Below are 18176 nucleotides of genomic sequence, written 5' to 3' on the forward strand. Positions count from 1 at the left end.
AAAGGAACCGAAGTATTGGGGTGAGGATGTAGTGAAAAACAGTCGGCTGCGTCCTCAAAAATTGCAGGTAAATTCGCAAATAAATTCGAAGTCAGGAAAAGTCTGACGTCGTCAGGGCTTCAAGGACTTCAGACGCTGATCGAAATTCCCGATCAACCTCTGGCAACCCCGGTCGCTTCAACACAATCACCGGCACCCCACGCTCACGCGCGACTTCCAGCTTCGGCTCGGTCGCGGTGCTGCCGCTGTTCTTGCTGATCAACACATCGATCTGCCGCCGCTCGAACAGCGCTCGCTCATCCTCCAGCAGAAACGGCCCGCGTGCGCCGATGACTTCGCAGCGTTGGTTGCCGGGATAGACGTCGAGGGCGCGCAGGGTCCAGAACTGGTCGGCGGGGATTTCATCGAGGTGTTGCAGCGGTTCGCGGCCGAGGGTGAACAGCGGTCGGCGAAACGGCTTGAGGGTCGCGATCAACTCGGCCCAGTCGCTGACTTCGCGCCAGTCATCACCGGGTTGCGGCTGCCATGCCGGACGGCGCAAAGCCCAGCAGGGAATGCCGGTCAGTCGCGCGGCGGTCGCGGCGTTCTGGCTGATCTGTGCGGCATAGGGATGCGTGGCGTCGAGCAACAGATCGATGCCTTCGTCACGAATGAATTGCGCCAGACCTTCAGCGCCCCCATAGCCACCGACGCGCACCTGACAGGTCAGGTCGGTCGGTACTCGGCCAACGCCAGCGAGGCTATAGATATGTTCTGCCCCCAGCGTGCGAGCAATTGCCAGCGCTTCCGTGACGCCGCCGAGCAGCAAAATCCGCTTCATGCAGAACCTCCGGCATGCCCGACGATCCCGCCCTGACGATCAATCGCAAACACCTCGACCTGCACCTGCGCGGGCACCACGCTGCAGGCGAAATTCAGCGCATGGCGGCAGACTTCATCACCGAGGGCGATCCCCGCCGCACTGGCCATGGCCAGCGCCTGCTGACTGGTATTGGCCTCGCAAATGCTTTGTTGCAACGCCGCATCGGCGCCAATCGCCGCCGCCCACTCCGCCAGTTGCGGCAAATCAATACTCGAATGCCGCGAGTGCAGATCCATGTGCCCGGCGGCCAGTTTGCTGATCTTGCCGAAGCCGCCGCACAGGCTGAGTTTATCCACAGGCACTTTGCGCACATGCTTGAGCACCGCGCCGACGAAGTCGCCCATTTCGATCAGGGCGATTTCCGGCAGATCGTAGACCCGGCGCATGGTGTCTTCGCTGGCGTTGCCGGTGCAGGCGGCGATGTGCAGATAACCGTTGGTTTTCGCCACGTCGATGCCTTGATGAATCGAAGCGATGTAAGCCGCACAGGAAAACGGCCGGACGATGCCGCTGGTGCCGAGGATCGATAATCCACCGAGAATGCCCAGCCGTGGATTCATGGTTTTCAGCGCCAGCGCTTCGCCGCCCTCGACATTGACAGTGACGTCGAAACCGCCGCCGTAGCCGGTCTCGGCGGCGAGCAGGCTCAGGTGATCGCTGATCATCTTGCGCGGCACCGGGTTGATTGCCGGCTCACCAACGCCGAGCACCAGCCCCGGCCGAGTCACGGTGCCCACGCCGGCACCGGCATTGAAGCGAATTCCCGGCTCACTCAGCAGCCGCACCCGCGAGTAGAGCAGCGCACCGTGGGTCACGTCGGGATCGTCACCGGCATCCTTGATCGTCCCGGCCTCGGCGCCGTCGTCGGTCAAACGACAGAACTCCAGGCGCATCTGCACCTGTTTGCCCTTCGGCAACACGATCTGCACTGCATCGGCGGACAGCCCGCCGAGCAGCAGGCGCGCGGCGGCAAGGCTGGTGGCGGTGGCGCAGCTGCCGGTGGTCAGGCCACTGCGCAGGGGGGCGGGTTGTTCGGCAGTTTCGTCACGCATCGAGGGGTTTGACCAGATCGAGCAGGGTGATTGGCAGCGCCTGACGCCAAGTGTCGAATTCGCCGAGCGGTTGCGCCTGGGCGACATGGATACGCGTCAGCTCGCCGCCGTAACGTTCGCGCCAGTTCATCAGGGCCACTTCGCTTTGCAGGGTCACCGCGTTGGCGACCAGACGGCCACCGGGTTTGAGCTGTTCCCAGCAGGTTTCGAACACGCCTTCACGGGTCACGCCGCCGCCGATGAAAATCGCGTCCGGGCGCTCCAGTCCGGCCAGCGCCTGCGGTGCCTTGCCGCGAATCAATTGCAGACCGGGCACACCCAGCGCATCGCGGTTGTGTTCGATCAATTGCTGGCGACCTTCGTCGGCTTCAATGGCCAAGACGCGGCAACTCGGGTGCGCGCGCATCCACTCGATGCCGATCGAACCGCTGCCGGCGCCGACATCCCAGAGCAGTTCGCCGGGGGTCGGGGCGAGACGGGCGAGGGTGATGGCGCGTACGTCGCGCTTGGTCAACTGGCCGTCGTGCTGGAATGCCGAATCCGGCAGTCCGGCCAAACGTGACAGGCGCGGGGCGTCGGCGTCGGCCAGACATTCGATAGCGATGACATTGAGGTCGGCCACCGACGTCGCATTCCAGGCATTGGCGGTGCTGTCGATGCGCCGTTCGGCGTCACCGCCAAGATGCTCAAGCACGCTCAGGCGACTCGAACCAAATCCGCGCTCACGGAGCAATTGCGCAACAGCAGTCGGACTCTGGCCGTCGTTGCTTAGCAACAACAGACGCACGCCACTGAACAGTTGTGCATTGAGTGCCGCCAGTGGTCGGGCCACCAGCGACAGCGTCACCACCTCCTGCAACGGCCAGCCGAGACGAGCGGCAGCCAGTGAACAGGACGACGGCGCTGGCAGGATCAGCATTTCCTCGCTTGGCACCTGGCGGGCGAGGCTGGCACCGACGCCGTAGAACATCGGGTCACCACTGGCCAGCACGCAGACCGCTTCGCCACGCTGCGCCAGCACCGGCGCGAGGGAAAACGGGCTGGGCCACAATTGCCGTTCGCCGCGAATACACACCGGCAGCAAATCCAGTTGACGCTGGCCACCGACGATCCGCGAGGCGCCCAGCAGGGCACGCCGGGCGTTTTTGCCCAGGCCCTTGAAGCCGTCTTCACCGATTCCCACTACCGTCAGCCAGGGTGACATCTATATTCCTCTAAACACGCCGTTCCGACGGGCAGTCTTTTCATGCCAGCGGACAAAGCAGGCATAATACCGCGCCTTCGCCCGCGAAGCGCCTTTCCCACGCAGCCGGTCAGCCCCTTGAACGAACACCCGATGTCCACCGCCTTACGCCCCTCGGCCTGCCCGGGGTTGCTGCGTATTGTCCAGGCACTGGACGGCGGTATCTGTCGGATCAAACTCAACGGTGGTTCGATCAGCGCCGATCAGGCTGACGCGGTGGCCGACGTTGCCGAACAGTTCGGCGGGGCTATCGAGGCGACCAACCGCGCCAATCTGCAAATCCGTGGGATCGGCCAGCAATCTGCGGCACTGATCGAAGGCTTGCTTGCCGCCGGTCTTGGTCCGCGCACGGCGGCCGCTGACGATGTGCGCAACCTGATGCTCAGCCCTGCGGCCGGGATTGATCGGCAGATGCATTTCGACACTCGAGGCCTCGCCGGGCAGATCCTCGACACCTTGCAAAGCCATCCACGGTTCCACGAGCTGAGCGCCAAGTTCGCCGTGCAACTCGATGGCGGTGAAGCACTGGCGATGCTCGAACATCCCCATGATCTGTGGTTGTCAGCGTTCGAGTGTGACGGTGAAACCTTGTTGGCGTTCGGTCTGGCCGGATGCCCAACGGATCGCGCGGTCGGCGCAGTGGCGCTGGAACACGGCCATGCACTGGTGGTTGCGGTGCTGGAATTGTTTCTTGAGTTGGCGCGGCCCGAGCAGACGCGCATGCGCCATTTGCTCGACGAGTTGCCGCTCTCGGCGTTTATCGGGCAACTGAGCACGCGCTTGCCGATCAAGCCGATCAGCCATTGGCAGCGCGCGGCCGTGGCGGACGATCTGCACATCGGCGCTCATCCGCAAAATACCTCGGGGCGGGTGTACATCGGTGCAGTGCCGGCGCTGGGCCGTCTTGATCCGGTGATGCTGCGCGGGGCGGCGCAACTGGCCCGCCAGTTCGGCAATGGCAGCCTGCGCTTCACCCCTTGGCAAAGCCTGCTGCTGCCCGACGTCAATGCAGGTGATGCGGTCCAAGTGCTGGAAGGTTTTCAGCGACTGAACCTGCAGACCCGCGCTGGCGAACCGCTTGCACGGCTGATCGCCTGCACCGGTTCCAATGGCTGCAGCAAAGGCCTGGCCGACACCAAGCAGGACGCCCGCCTTCTGGCGACGTTGCTGCCTGCTGCCCTCAACATCCACCTCAGTGGTTGCCCGCGCTCGTGCGCCGCCGCCCACTGTGCCCCGGTTACGTTGCTGGCCGTCAATTCCGGTCATTACGACCTCTATTTTCGCGATGCGACGCTGCCGGGTTTCGGCGCGCTGCACGCACGCAACCTTACTATTGAAGCGGTCGCGACCCTGCTCGCCACCCGCTCTCGGAGCCCCCTTGATGCTTGATTACATCCGCGACGGTCAGGAGATTTATCGCAACTCCTTCGCGATCATTCGCAGCGAGGCCAATCTGGCGCGCATCCCGGCCGATCTGGAAAAACTCGCGGTGCGGGTGATCCACGCCTGCGGCATGGTCGAAGCCGTCGACGGCCTGCAATTCTCCGAAGGTGCGGGTAAGGCCGGGCGCGATGCGCTGGCCGCCGGTGCGCCGATCCTCTGCGATGCGCGGATGGTCTCCGAAGGCGTGACCCGTGCACGCCTGCCGGCCAATAACGAAGTGATCTGCACCTTGCGCGACGAGAGCGTGCCGGAGCTGGCTCGCGAGTTGGGCAATACCCGCTCCGCCGCCGCGCTGGAACTCTGGCGTCCGCACCTGGAAGGCAGCGTAGTGGTGATCGGCAACGCACCGACCGCACTCTTCTATCTGTTGGAGATGCTCGACGCCGGGGCACCGAAACCGGCATTGATTCTTGGTTTCCCGGTCGGCTTCGTCGGCGCTGCCGAATCGAAAGCCGCCCTGGCCGCCGACAGCCGTGGCGTACCGTTCGTGATCATGCAAGGCCGCCTCGGTGGCAGCGCCATGGCCGCCGCCGCCGTTAATGCCCTCGCCACGGAGATCGAATGATGCAGGCCAAAGGACGTTTGATTGGTCTGGGCGTCGGCCCGGGTGATCCGGAACTGATTACTGTCAAAGCCCTGCGCCTGCTGCGCGAATCGCCGGTGGTGGCGTACTTCGTTGCCAAGGGCAAAAAGGGCAATGCGTTCGGCATCATCGAAGCGCACCTGCAAGACGCACAGAATCTGCTGCCGCTGGTGTACCCGGTGACCACCGAAGTGCTGCCGGCTCCGCTCTCGTATGAACAGGTCATCAGCGATTTCTACGATGAGGCTGCCGAAACCATCGCGGCACATCTGGATGCCGGTCGCGATGTCGCGGTGATCTGTGAAGGTGATCCGTTCTTCTACGGCTCCTACATGTACCTGCACGATCGCCTCGCCAGCCGTTACGAAGCACAAGTAGTGCCCGGCGTTTGTTCGATGCTGGGCGGCGCTTCGGTGCTGGGTGCGCCACTGGTGTATCGCAATCAGAGCCTGTCGGTGCTCTCCGGCGTGTTGCCCCATGAAGAGTTGAAGCGACGCTTGGCCGATGCCGACGCGGCGGTGATCATGAAGCTGGGGCGCAATTTCCCGAAAGTGCGGCAGGTGCTGGAAGAACTCGGTCTGGCCGAACGTGCGCTGTACGTCGAGCGCGCAACCATGGCCAATCAGAAGATCGTGCCGATGGATCAGGTCGAGCCGATGTCGTCGCCGTACTTCTCGCTGATCATCGTGCCGGGCGAACGGTGGCAAGGCTGATGACTCAATCCACGCCAGCCATCGTCATTCTCGGTCAGGGCAGCCTGGCCACCGCGCGGCGCATTCAGCAAGTCTATCCGGCGGCGCAGATCCACGGCCTCGCCGGGCGCGTCGAAGGCGCCGATTGCACCTATCAGGAGTTCGGCGCGACCCTGCGCGCGCTATATCAGCAGGACACGCCGATCATTGCCCTGTGCGCAGCCGGCATCGTCATTCGCACGCTGGCGCCGCTGTTGCTGGAAAAGGGCGCCGAACCTGCCGTGCTCGCCGTGGCCGAAGACGGCAGCGCCGTGGTGCCGTTGTTGGGCGGCCTTGGCGGGGTGAATGTCATGGCGCGAGAGATCGCTGCCGGGCTGCAAGTCGCAGCGGCGATCACCACCAGCGGCGAGTTGCGATTTGGCACCTGCCTGCTCAATCCTCCGAGCGGTTACGCACTGGGCGATCTGGAACTGGGCAAGCGGTTTGTCTCCGATCTGTTGGCCGGCCACAGCGTGCGCATCGAAGGCGCGGCGCCGTGGCTGGATCAGGCGCAACTGCCGGAAGATCCGCAGGCACAGCGCTCGATTCATGTCGGCAGTGCCGAGCGTGAAGCAAGTGCCAATGAGTTACTGATCTATCCACGCAGTGTGGCGGTGGCGGTGAGCGCGGAAACTGCGGACCTGCCGTGTGCCGTTCGCAGCGCATTGCAGCAGGCGCAAATCGCCGTGCAGTCGCTGGCCTGTCTGTTGGCCAGCGAGACGCAAATGGCTTCGCCACTTTTGCGTGAAGCGGCGCTTGAATTGGGTGTACCGCTGCGCTTTGTCGCGGCGCAAAGCGACATCGAATCGCAGGCACGTGTCGCAGTGCCTGAGGCAACCGTCATTGCCGGCCACGGCATGGCAATCGCGGTCGCCGAACAGCCGTTGGATGTTTCGAACATTGGCCGGCCACGCGGTCGTCTCGCGGTGATCGGCCTCGGCCCCGGCGCTGCCGAACTGATGGTGCCGGCGGTAAAAGCCGAATTGGCTCGCGCGACCGATGTGCTCGGTTACGAAACCTACGTACGCATGGCCGGTCCGTTTCGCGACGATCAAGTGCAGCACTGCACCGATAACCGCGAAGAAATGCAACGCGCCCGTCACGCGTTCAGACTGGCCGCCGAGGGGCGTTCGGTGATCGTTGTGTCCTCGGGCGACCCGGGTGTGTTCGCCATGGCTGCGGCAGTGCTCGAAGCGTTGCACGAATCGGCTGATCCGGCGTGGCACAGCGTCGATCTGGAAATCCTTCCGGGCGTTTCCGCTTCGCTGGCCACCGCCGCGCAAGCCGGAGCGCCGCTGGGCCATGACTTCTGCGTGATGTCGCTGTCGGACAACCTCAAACCGTGGTCGATCATCGAAAAGCGTCTGGATCTGGCTGCTGAAGCGGATCTGGCCTTGGCGTTCTACAACCCGATCTCCCGTGCACGTCCGTGGCAATTGGGCCGGGCGCTGGAGATTGTCGCGCAGCATCGCTCAGCTGAAACCCCCGTGGTGTTGGGCCGCGACATCGGCCGTCCGGGACAGACCCTGCGCACCACGACACTTGGCGCATTAACTCCCGAGCAGGTGGACATGCGCACCATGGTGCTGATTGGTTCTTCGACCACCTGCACGTTTGCGCGTGCCAGCGGTGGTGATTGGGTTTACACGCCGCGCTGGTACGGCGAAAAGCCGCTTTCCTGAGTGCCGAGCCGAGGCAAGTTGTAAATAAGTTGCCTCGGTGTGACATCAAGTCGAAATTCATTCCCGGACGATTAATTTTGAATTACGGCGGTGCATCCGTTGGGAGCGCCGCTTCGCTTGTTTATCGAACGACGGGGCACGCGTCTGTTTGTTACCGAATCGTGCGCGGAAGCAACTTGTCTGTTGTTTGATATTTCTTGGGAAACTATTTGAGTTTTGTGCTTTTTGAAGTTACCCCGCAGGCAGACTAACTTCGTCGAGGATTCTCTCAACGAATAAAGGATGAAGTTTGATGGGTGTCATGGAGCAATATGTTGACGAGTTTGATTTTATTTCCGCCGATGAATACTCCGCGTTAAAGCGCGCATTCAAGGCGTTTTCCGCTTCTGCCGAATATGCAATGTTGGTGGCGCTTTACGAGCAGGCCGGACTAGCCACCAGCCTCGCTGAAAAGCTGCAGGTTGTAACACTCTTTCTGGAAAATTTTGAACGCTTGGCAAAGCGTAACTCAGCGCCCGCAATAGCGTTGATCGATACCGTCGAAGAACAATTGCGCGCTTACATCGCCCGCTTGGCAGGCACTGTAAACATGCTCAGTGACGTGCCCAGTCCGATACCCGCAGTCATGCACTTCGTCTGGGTGGGTGGCAGTGAGGTTGGCAATATCCAGCGCGATTACATGAACATCTGGCGTCAGGTGCTGGCTGCCGAGAATTACCAGTTCAATCTCTGGTACGACAGCGATGCGTTACTGGCTTTCGAAATGAATCGGGTTATATCCGACAGCGCCAGAGTTGCTGCAATGGAGTCTGGCGGGGACACCGTGAGCAACCCCGATGAACTTGCAAAGATGATCGAAGATCGTGCGCGTGTATTAAAGCGCGAGATGTTCGAGTACCTGCAACAACCGCAATGGCAAGGGAAAGCTGATCAGGCCCGGATCGACCTGATGGTGCGCGCTTACGGCAAAGACCGCACGACGCTGGAAGCCTTCCGTCAACGCTGCTTGCAAAGCCATCAGCAAATGGCCGGCAGCGACTTGCAGTTGCGTGATGTTCGACGGGAGTTCGCCGGGCACTTTCTAGAGGATGTCTATCAACGCGAAGTGTCAATGCGCGGTAACTTTGCGGCGGCAAGCGATGTTGTTCGCTTGCAAACCGAATATGCCGAGGGTGGTCGTTACAGCGACATGGATTATCTGCCGCCGCTGGCTGACAGACTGGGCGGTGTCGACATCAGCGGGTTCAGTGACGAGCAACGGCTGGGGGTGTTGCAGCTTTTGCTCAATCATGATGAAACGTTGATGCCCGGTCGCGACCGCCTGCGCTACGCCGATCACACGGACACTTTGCCTGCCGCACATCGCGAGGCACTGCTGGTCTTTGCCCGCAGCAAGCCCGGCGTCAAGCATATATTTGTCGCACCGCGTGAAGTCGTCAGCCCGCAACACGGTCTGCGAATGGGCACGCAATTCAGCAGAGAGATGAACGCTTATCTGCTGGCACAGCCGCAAAGCGAGATGACGCTCGCGGTCATGCAATTGATCCGCTTCAACTATGACTGCCTGCAGGCCGTTGAGCAGGCGGCCATCGCATCGTCGGTAGACTGGTCACAGACTGAACGATTGCTCGATGTCATAGAAAACGTCATGAACGAGAAAATCGAGCAGGGGCAACTGACGCGCACGCTGCAGGATTTTCTGGGTAAGTTGAGCGAGGCGATTTTAAGCTACTACCGTGATGGTATTCGCGTCGGATCGCGCGGCACTATTGCGTTTACCGGACCCGGTGCAGCGGTGACCGGGCTGAAAAATTACGTCGAGACTCACCTCCTGCCGCACAACGAGGTTACGGTTCAGGAGCGCTTGCGACTGGCCGAGGGTTACAACGTGCAGACCGAGGAGGAAGCGATCTCCGGTTGGACCGTCAATGATGACGCCGAGCAATGGCTGGCCAAAGAGCAGGAAAAGTGGAAAACCGGCAAACTCAAATCACGCTATACCGGGCAACTGGCGGATCTGCTTCAGCCGCAACAGACGCTGACGTTCAAACAAGGCTGGCCGGTGGTGGGCGGTAAAGCGGTGCTGCTGACGTCGGTCCTGCAACAATTGATGGATGATCTGGGCGAACCCTTTGTGCGAGCCATGAGGGACAAACTCAGCGGTGACATCAGCTTCACCAAAGCCTTTTCCATCGGCTTTAAAAATCGTCAGTTGATCCTTGCGCAACCTGTGCGCGAGCTGCCCGTTTCCCAGGGCGCCGAATCCTCAAGCAACCTCAATGAACTGCTCAGCCGCATCGCCCATGATTCTCTGCCGCTGGAACAACTCAGCCCGTTGGTGCGCGTCATGCTCGGGGGGATTTTCGGCGCGACAAGTCTGGACGACGCGAGCTTTGCCAGCGTCTGGCAAACCGTGCGCGACCTTGCTGTCGAGACTGACGGCGACGGTACTTTCGCTCGCTATGATGCGGTTGAAAAAGCCCTGCGCCAGCGGCAGTCGCCCGACTTCGAGGCCGGGCTGGCGCGTGGACAAGCGCATGACGTCCTGACAGCCCGCGAACTCAAGGTTCAGGCACTGTTTGAACCCTTGACCTTGCGCCAATGGGGCGAACGTATCGGGCAGATCAATCACACGGCGCAAGGCGAGTTCCGCTCGCGGATTCTCCAGCGCAGTGCGCAGGTGCGCGAGATATTCTTCGAGGCCGGCGCGACCTCGGCCCGGCAGCTGTCGCAGGATTTGCTGATGCACACGAGCAGTGATCCGGGGCGCCGGTGTTATCCGCTGGCGTTGCTGATGGGCGCAGCGGTGGCTGCCGGTGAGTCGGCCGAACGGACACTGGTGGGGCATGTTGCCACGGCCAACATCAACCACCAGCAACCCAGTTCACAGGCATTGCTCAGTGCGTTGAATGAACTGCGAGCCTTGCCTGCCAGTGCCATTGGTGACTCCCGTGGCTTGCAGAGTCTGGACTCGGTCATACAGACACTGGAGGCGAAAAGTGCAGCCACCGTCCTGTTGCTCGACACCGGCGATCACGCCTTGCTGGTGGCCAAAGTGCAGGCAGGAGGTCAATTCGTCTATCGATTCTACGACCCGAACTTTGCCATTTATGCGTTCGCCGAAAGCGCGCAGGTGAAACTTGGCGTTGAGCGTTATCTGAGCGCCGGCGACAGTGCACTGGCCAGGCTCTACGGTCTGGGCGACATGGCCGGGGCGCGATTCAACGTGATCGAGTTGAACACTGAGGCAATGGCGGCCCGCACGCTATCGACGGGTTTGCCCCTGGACAGTTTTTTGCGCATTCCTTCGCGTGATTCACGCAGTGGCCCAGTCTGGGCAAAGCAGGCCGTGGCGCGCCAGCGTTCGCTCAGTGAAAACGCGCGGATGGGTGCCAGCCTGGCGCAAGTGGATGCGCGCTATTGGGCGCAGGCGTTTGCTCAGGCCATGCAGCAGTTGCGCAGTGAGCACTCGTTGGGGCGTGAATATCTGCCGTTGCTGGAAACGCTCACACCTCAGGCGGACGGTGACTTTTCGCTGACGTTGGTCGATGCACAGAATCCGCATCAAGTGCGAACCGTGAGCACGGCCGACCCGCGCTTCACTCAGCTCAAGCAGCATCTGCATCAGAGCGTGAAGGCAGGCAAACCCAGTGGCCCGGCCGAGGCTGATGGAGGCAGCCGCTTGAGTTTCGCCTTTGCGATCCAGACGCTGATCAGCGAACTGCGCCATCGTGAATACCAGGCCGGGGATCAGTTGCCAGCCTTGTCGATTGCGCTTCAAGTCCAGGTTTACGTCAGCTATGCGCAGTTGGGTTTTGGCGTGCTCAGCGACACCGCACAGATGATCAACCTGGTGCGGCAAGTGGTGGCCAGTGAACAGGCGTTGGTCCTGCGCCAATCGTCGTTGTCCGGCCGTGTGCTCGATCGCGGGGCAACCGGCGTTGGTTTTGCGTTTTCGCTGGTCAACATCGGCTTCGACATCCATAACCTGTCACTGGCGCAAAATCACGAGCAGCGCTCGCAGTTCTCCACGTCTCTGGCGTTCAACACAATAGCGTTGGGATTGGATGTTGCTGCATTGGCGGCAGGCGGAACGGTTGGCGCAGCGGCGGCTTTTCTGTCTGTGCCGTTACTCGGCATCGGCATCGGTGCCACGGCCATCGCCAGCAATCTTGGGCAGATTGCCGACAAGGCAACAGCGGTCGGCAATCATTTGCGTGCCATCCACAACGCTTACAAACCGGGCGCTTTCACTGTCGCAGAGGGTGTATTGCAGTTCCCGCCAGAAGCCGTGATCACCCATCTGGATCTGCAGGACAGGCGGGTTAGCTTTGACAGCCAGCGCTTTTATCCATGGGGCGGCGGCGCACTCGAATTGCCGAAATACAACGATGACCCGCAGCAGATACACCGTTCCCTCAATATCCGCCAGGCTTTCGGTCTCCCCGAGAGCGCAGCGCTGAATATCCACGGGGCCGCTTCACTGCATACCGTGGTGCTGCCTTGCACACCACTCTGCTATTACGGCTACGAATATCAACTGGGAGGCGCGGGCTATGTGTACGAGCCTCTGCCGGGAGAGCAGGTCGAGCCTCGTAACGCCAGTGAAATGCCTGAGCCAGACTTTTACTCGTACTTCAATCCGTTCGCGGCACTGGGCGATACGCTGACGAGACATCTGGATAAGCGCATCCACACACGCTATCCGCAATTGCGCGACAGTGCGGCGGACAAGCTGGAATACGACGAGCAGGGCAACCGGCGTTTTTATCTGCACAGCACACCCTCTTTCAAACACATCCTCTACAAACTGCATCCGGTCTATAAAGCGACAACGATCAGCGTGGTGCTGGACGAGCAGGTGCGCCAACTAGCGGTGCCGACCTTGCCGATGGAGTGCCAGCACAAGCTGTCCTACGAAATCAGCGCCACGTCAGACCGCTGCCAGCTCCGTCTGACCCCGGGACTGAAAACCGTGAAATTCAATGGAGCGACGCAATGGCTGGTGCATGCTCCTTGGGCCAGCATTGAGCAGGTCTGCTTTGATGACGTATCCAAGATGGACGACGGCGCCCTGCAGACATACCTGGCGGGGCGTCAACTAACGGTCGACGGTATCGTGCTGTCGGCCTTCGAGGGGCTGATCGAACTGGCCGGGGGAGAGTTGTTTCAACTGGACTGGCAACGTCAGTCGCTGCGCCTGCTTTCCATCACCCTCAACGATGCTAAAGACAATCCGCGTGATGTCCTTGCCCATCTGCGCCAGCGAGACAATGAAGGGCGTCTGGGCACTGGTTACGTCACGCTTCACCGGTTCAGGGTGCCGTTCAATCCGGCCAGCCACGCTGTGCGCACAACCGCTTTTTACGATGTCGCTCGAAAACGCTTGTTGTACGCGCGCGAGCTGCCGCGCGAAGTCAACGACGGCCTGATGCTGGGCGCCGCCAGCGCTGCGCACGCGTGGTTTTATCATCCCGAGCATGCCACGGTCTGGCGCGTGGCTGTGATCAGCGGCCTGGTCGTGCATCGTTATCGGTTATTGAGTGTGGAGCCCGGTACGAAAATCAGCGCTTTCGGGCAACTGGCGGACGGCACTCTGCGAGTCTCGCAGCAGTTGCTAGAACAAAAGTCCATGAATGTGCGCACGACACTGGAGTTTCATCTGACCGACCGCGAAGTGACCCTGACGGACATCCACATGTGGTCGCCCGGTCTGGAAAAATCTTTCCTCAAGCCCGAGGAGGGCACGCGAATCGCGTTTTTCCGCCATCGCCAGAAACAACGCCGTCCCTACGCAGACGAGACACCTGGTATGGCTTCGCCCATCAGCACCTGGACCTACGCGCCATACATTCACGCCCGTGCCTGGTCCTTCGATCAGTTGCTTGAGCGGGCATGGATTGCCGCGCATCACGACAGGTACTTCCCAGCAGACACCGACAGTGACGCGGACAGGGTGATGCTGATGCCGCGATCCTCTGATCCCGCCGCTGCGCTGCTGTTTTACAGCCGGCAAAGTCAAATGCTCAGTCATGGCATAGAACTGCGTGACAACGTGCCATGGCACAAGGCGCTTGCGAAAGGTGTGATCGATGTTACGCGCGTTGGCGAAAGCTTCCTGGCCACCCAAGACGATGGGCGAATGTTCGAAGTCGACCTCGGCGTCAAGGACGACAACTGGCTGTCCGAGCTTGATAGACCTGTGCTGAAATTTGTCGGCCTCGGCCAACGTTGGCTGCAACAAAACCCCGACTGGCTGACGGCATTACCGGCGCTTGCCATGGAATACAGCAGCACCGCGTTTGCAATCATCGGCTTGCGTGCCCAAGCGAGTCAGACGTTTCTGCCAGTGTGGTGTATTGACGAAAAACTTGTGTTGATGGACGCCATGGGCAGCCACGAGCTTACGTTGCTGGGGCTAACGCCCGACCGGCAAGCAGTTTGGTTGCTTGATATTACTTCCGGGCAGCTGTGGCGCCAGACGCTGGTTGCTCTCGAGCAGATGCACGCGGCGTTCGGCAACGGCAGCGTGTTGCTGCATCGCCAAGCGTTGCCACAGGCCGAGCGAGTTTGGTCATCGTGGGCGTTTTGCGAAGTGCTGCCGCATGGCGACGGGCTGCTCGGGCGTACCCGCGAAGGTGTGACGCTGCAACTGCAGGATCAGCAGCCGGCGCGCATTGTCGGCATGGAAAACCGCTGGTCATACGTCCCGGGCCAGACGTCTGTGCAATTGCAGGAGCGTTTAAAAAAGCTGCTGGACGGGCAAGACCATGCCGCGTTTCTTCCCGTTGAAAATACCGGCAATCGCTACCAATACTACGTGCCGAAGCTTGATCGACTATTCGAGGTGTCTGCTCGGGACGATGGAAAATGGGCTACGTTCCTTGGTACGCGTGATGCGGCCAATCCGCTGCTGTTCGACCCGATTGACCCATTGATCTTCAGCGCCGGAACGGTCGATGGCGTCTGGTTGCCGGGTAGCTACGCCCACCGTGACGAGGAGGTCATGGTGCTGGAAGTGAGTGATGACCTCACTGAGGTACAGCCATTGCTTGCGGACAGCGTCGAACGGTTGATTCTGACCTTCGGTTCGCGCACGGAGGGTTATCGGATATCGGCCGCAACCTGGCAGCGACTCGATTGCATCGTTGTCGATGTGCGGCGCCCATCCGCGGAGCAGGAGACGGAACCTGGCTTGTTGGTGCTGGATATGCCCGAGTGTGGGCATTGGCTGATGTCGCGGATCGATGGCCACCTGGTACTGGCCGATCCGGACAATGGCCACAGTCTGATCGTACGCGGGATCGAGGAGCAGGGTTCATGCGAACTGGCTGTCAAAATCGCTGGCCGTCAGTACGTGTTCGCACTCGAACAATGCTTCAAGGCTTTGGCGAGCGTGCAGGGCAATGACGCAACTGCCAGCCTGGCGGTGCTGGCTGACCATTCGCTCTGACCGGTGAATTCGTCTGAAAACCAAAACGCCGCGAACGTTGTCGTTCGCGGCGTTTTAATTTTGGCCGGCGCACTCGGGGGCCGGTTTCAGGGCACCAAATAGCCTTTGATCCCGGTAAAAATGATCTGCGCCGCCAGGGCGCAGACAAACAATCCCATTAAACGACTGACGATCTGCAATCCCTGATCCCCCAGAATCCGCTCAATACGATTGGACAGGTAGAGCACTACGCCCACGGTGAAGCTGGCCAGCGCGATACTGATGATCGCGGTGAGCTTGTCGTCCCAATGCGGCTGGCTGACGCCCATCACCAGCAAGGCACCGATTGTGCCCGGGCCAACCGTCAACGGGATGGTCAGCGGCACAATGGTGACGTCCTGCTGCACGTTGTCGGCCTGTACCGCCGGTTTGCCCTGCGCCATGCCCAGCGCCGAAATGAACAGGACACTGCCGGCGCCGATGCGAAACGCATCCACGGTGATGCCGAACACATCGAAAATCACCCGTCCGAACAAATACAGCAGGACGCTGGAGACCAGCGTCGCCACCGCGACCTTCCAGGCCAGCCGCCGTTGCTCCTTGCGCGAATAACCGCGGGTCAGACTGATAAAACAGGACAGCACGAAGAACGGGCTGTAGAGCACCAGCATCTTCAGGTAAACGCTGAACAACACGTGGAGCATGGTCATGTCTCGCTGGGAAGGAGAGTGGGGATGGAGTCTATCAGCGCTTTGCGGGGTTGGGGTATCGACTTTTATAGCGCTGATTGTTATTGGTTTAGTTGTTTGTTAGTTGTGGTTTTATTGCTTTGGTAAGTAGTGTTACATGTTTTTGTTTGTGGGGTGTTGGTGTCTTTGGTTATGGTCGTTTTCGCAAGTTAATGAAGACTTGCTTAAATGATGATAAGGAATTGAAAGTGAATAACCCAGTAATGCAACAACTCTATGTCGCCAACTGCATTAGTGCTTTGCAGCAATATGAAATTGATGAGGTTCCAACTATTCAAGGTCGTGGTGTTGCCCTGACCCTTAATTCGGGTGACGCCGTGGAAGCGCCGACAAAGGCGGCAGTTGTTGGCGAGGGTCTTTTGGCATTTTCTGCTCATCTGACGGATGACAATCGGACCGACGCACAAAATGCCTTTCTTTTCGCGACACTTGTAGCCAACAAGAAATTCCCGCTCGAAAGCCAGGGCCTGGAGTGGTATCTGCTGTTTCGCGAGGTCATGACCAACTCAGGCTGGACGCCTGTTACCAAGTACTACAACGATCTGGAGGTTGCGGGCACCAGCGTACGGATGGATAAACTGGTCCTGGAAATTCTCGGCTCGGTGGTAGCGGGTCTTGCGGTGCCTGGTCCTGCAACTGCGCTGATGCTGAAGACGGCGGGCGACGCCATCGCCGCTTTGAAAAAACGCGACACCGCATTGACTCTGTATGAGCGCAATCTGCTGAACCACGGCGTTGGCGGCATCACCGCTGGCGTCTGTACCGAAGTTAATGGTGAAGCCATCATGGCCGTCGGCGCTGTGCGTTTTCTGCGTCGCAATACTTCTACTAAAGTTATGTTTGTCGATGTGGATATTCGCAATGTGAAGTTGTACACCGGTGAAACGATCTTTGCCAAGAATACCGAAGTTGCTGATAAGGCGCGCATGGCCATCAGGACTAAGCTGGGTCTGAACGTGGTATCGAAAATCGAAGAGTATGAAATCTGATTGACAGAAGAAGGGCAGTCATGGCGACTGCCCTTTTTTATTACGGAGGCCTAACATGGATGATGAGTGTTTAGTTCTGATTGTCGGGGCTTGTGTGGTGATTATTCCCGATGGTGAACGGCTGGAAGTTTATAGCGATCTGGTCAATTCGATTTTGCTGGCGCAACTGGTTGCCAATAAGAAACGTGAAAAATCCCTGTCCCCGGATTGGTACGGCACGTACGTGAGTGTCCTTGATGATTTCTGGTTGCGCCATCAGAAGTCGAAGCAGACATGGCAGGTCAGCAATCCCGGAAGTCAGTCCGCGCTGGAGTTTTTCAATACAGCGTTAAGCAATGATGCCATGTCTGAAACCCGAATAATGGGTGTTGTTCTGCAGCGAATGGCACAAATACCGGGCGACGAACTCGCCATCCAGCGATTGCGCAGTTTCATGAAAATATCGGCTACGGCCGAGTCGGACAGCATGCCGCCGCCGTTGGCGAAGGTACATCTACTGGTAATTGTCGCGAATGCTGCCGATTCGATAGCAAGCGCGTTTGTTGAGTTCGAGGCGTCACTCGAGTTAAGCCAAAATCCATTTCAACAGTTGTATCAGTGCGAAGAGGTTCAAGGCTTGGTCCATGTGCATCACGCCCGGGCAAGTCTGTCGGAAATTCGCTACAGCGGCGCGCGTGAGGCGATTGCCAGGAAAGTCAGGGACAAACTTGCGGACAGCGTGGCAGTGCTGAATCTGCCCAAGGAGATTACGGCATGAAGGACTTGATTACACCGCAGGCTGCGGTGGTGGGCGGCAGTGTCGTGGCGTTTGCCGGTGGCCTGCCTGCGACCCATCGAGACGACATCTACATGAGCACAGCCTATGCGCAAAGAGCAACGCGCGCGGCGTTCGAGGACGGACTATCGGGGGACTGGTTCGAGTACTACAGGAATGTCCTGAAATTTGTCGGATGGGACGTGCCGAAACCGCAAACCTTGACGCCGTCGCGCAATAATCTGATGGCCAGTCAGGCAACGCAGCGTATCGCGGCGGTATTGGGTGAACAGTTCTGCGAACCTATGCGGCGTGCGCTGCAGGTGATGGAGCGTGACGCATTGGCACTCAGGCTGTTCGAGTCCACGAGCCTGTGTGCCAATGTCGGATATTTTCAAATGATCCCCTGCGTGATGAGTGGCCCGAACAAAGTGGAAATGGGCATCTATCACCGCCAGTTCCAGATCGAGAGAGAGGCCAGCGGTTTTTTGTTCAGCGAGGATGAAACACTCATCCACAACAGCGTTGAACAAATTGCTGCCATTACATTCAACACGCTGCATTACGCACAGTTTCGCGAAAAGGTGAAAAACTCCGTCATCACCGGCTCACTCAAATACCTTGATGGCCTGGAGATCTGATCGAATAACAATACG

The 18176-nt window shown here is 59.6% G+C and carries 12 protein-coding genes; 8 read left to right on the plus strand and 4 right to left on the minus strand.

The window, feature by feature from the left end:
- Positions 1-91: 91 nt before the first annotated feature.
- Genes AC3IUF_RS03020 through cbiE form a run of 3 tightly spaced genes read right to left on the minus strand, consistent with a single transcriptional unit; the run spans position 92 to position 3118 of the window.
- Positions 92-820 (minus strand): cobalt-precorrin-6A reductase, encoded by a 729-nt coding sequence (locus AC3IUF_RS03020; protein ID WP_007914568.1) that lies wholly within the window; start codon positions 818-820, stop codon positions 92-94.
- Complete coding sequence (locus AC3IUF_RS03025; protein WP_489280328.1) at positions 817-1914, minus strand: cobalt-precorrin-5B (C(1))-methyltransferase; 1098 nt, start codon at positions 1912-1914, stop codon at positions 817-819. The genes AC3IUF_RS03020 and AC3IUF_RS03025 overlap by 4 nt, the downstream gene beginning before the upstream one ends.
- Positions 1907-3118 (minus strand): precorrin-6y C5,15-methyltransferase (decarboxylating) subunit CbiE, encoded by a 1212-nt coding sequence (cbiE, locus tag AC3IUF_RS03030; RefSeq protein WP_489280330.1) that lies wholly within the window; start codon positions 3116-3118, stop codon positions 1907-1909. Before cbiE ends, AC3IUF_RS03025 begins: the two co-directional genes overlap by 8 nt.
- 132 nt (positions 3119-3250) lie before the next feature.
- Here cbiE and cobG point away from each other — a divergent pair, with 132 nt between their 5' ends.
- The 5 genes from cobG (at position 3251) to AC3IUF_RS03055 (ending at position 15049) form a co-directional block, all read left to right on the plus strand.
- Positions 3251-4546: a precorrin-3B synthase gene (cobG, locus tag AC3IUF_RS03035; RefSeq protein WP_489280331.1), complete on the plus strand. Its 1296-nt coding sequence runs from the start codon at positions 3251-3253 to the stop codon at positions 4544-4546.
- On the plus strand, positions 4539-5165 hold the full coding sequence (locus AC3IUF_RS03040) for a precorrin-8X methylmutase (protein WP_007914573.1): 627 nt from the start codon (positions 4539-4541) through the stop codon (positions 5163-5165). The genes cobG and AC3IUF_RS03040 overlap by 8 nt, the downstream gene beginning before the upstream one ends.
- The gene (locus AC3IUF_RS03045; protein ID WP_007914574.1) at positions 5162-5896 is read left to right on the plus strand and encodes a precorrin-2 C(20)-methyltransferase; all 735 of its coding nucleotides are present in this window, start codon (positions 5162-5164) and stop codon (positions 5894-5896) included. The genes AC3IUF_RS03040 and AC3IUF_RS03045 overlap by 4 nt, the downstream gene beginning before the upstream one ends.
- On the plus strand, positions 5896-7596 hold the full coding sequence (cobJ, locus tag AC3IUF_RS03050; RefSeq protein WP_447783389.1) for a precorrin-3B C(17)-methyltransferase: 1701 nt from the start codon (positions 5896-5898) through the stop codon (positions 7594-7596). Before AC3IUF_RS03045 ends, cobJ begins: the two co-directional genes overlap by 1 nt.
- A gap of 292 nt (positions 7597-7888) precedes the next feature.
- Positions 7889-15049, plus strand: a complete 7161-nt coding sequence (locus AC3IUF_RS03055) for a TcdA/TcdB pore-forming domain-containing protein (protein WP_489280333.1) — start codon at positions 7889-7891, stop codon at positions 15047-15049.
- Between the two features lie 86 nt (positions 15050-15135).
- Here the strand turns inward: AC3IUF_RS03055 and AC3IUF_RS03060 are convergent, their stop codons facing one another.
- Positions 15136-15732, minus strand: coding sequence for a MarC family protein (locus tag AC3IUF_RS03060; RefSeq protein WP_007914577.1), 597 nt, complete (start codon positions 15730-15732; stop codon positions 15136-15138).
- 233 nt (positions 15733-15965) lie between these two features.
- On the opposite strand from AC3IUF_RS03060, the gene AC3IUF_RS03065 reads away from it, so the two are divergent.
- From AC3IUF_RS03065 to AC3IUF_RS03075, 3 genes are read left to right on the plus strand one after another with little or no spacing between them, the layout of a single operon-like run.
- Positions 15966-16766: a hypothetical protein gene (locus AC3IUF_RS03065; RefSeq protein WP_007914578.1), complete on the plus strand. Its 801-nt coding sequence runs from the start codon at positions 15966-15968 to the stop codon at positions 16764-16766.
- A 55-nt stretch (positions 16767-16821) separates the two neighbouring features.
- Positions 16822-17523: a hypothetical protein gene (locus AC3IUF_RS03070; RefSeq protein WP_095113539.1), complete on the plus strand. Its 702-nt coding sequence runs from the start codon at positions 16822-16824 to the stop codon at positions 17521-17523.
- Complete coding sequence (locus tag AC3IUF_RS03075; protein ID WP_489280335.1) at positions 17520-18161, plus strand: hypothetical protein; 642 nt, start codon at positions 17520-17522, stop codon at positions 18159-18161. Before AC3IUF_RS03070 ends, AC3IUF_RS03075 begins: the two co-directional genes overlap by 4 nt.
- The last annotated feature ends 15 nt before the right edge of the window (positions 18162-18176 follow it).

This window comes from Pseudomonas sp. KH_040 (genome assembly GCF_057839305.1).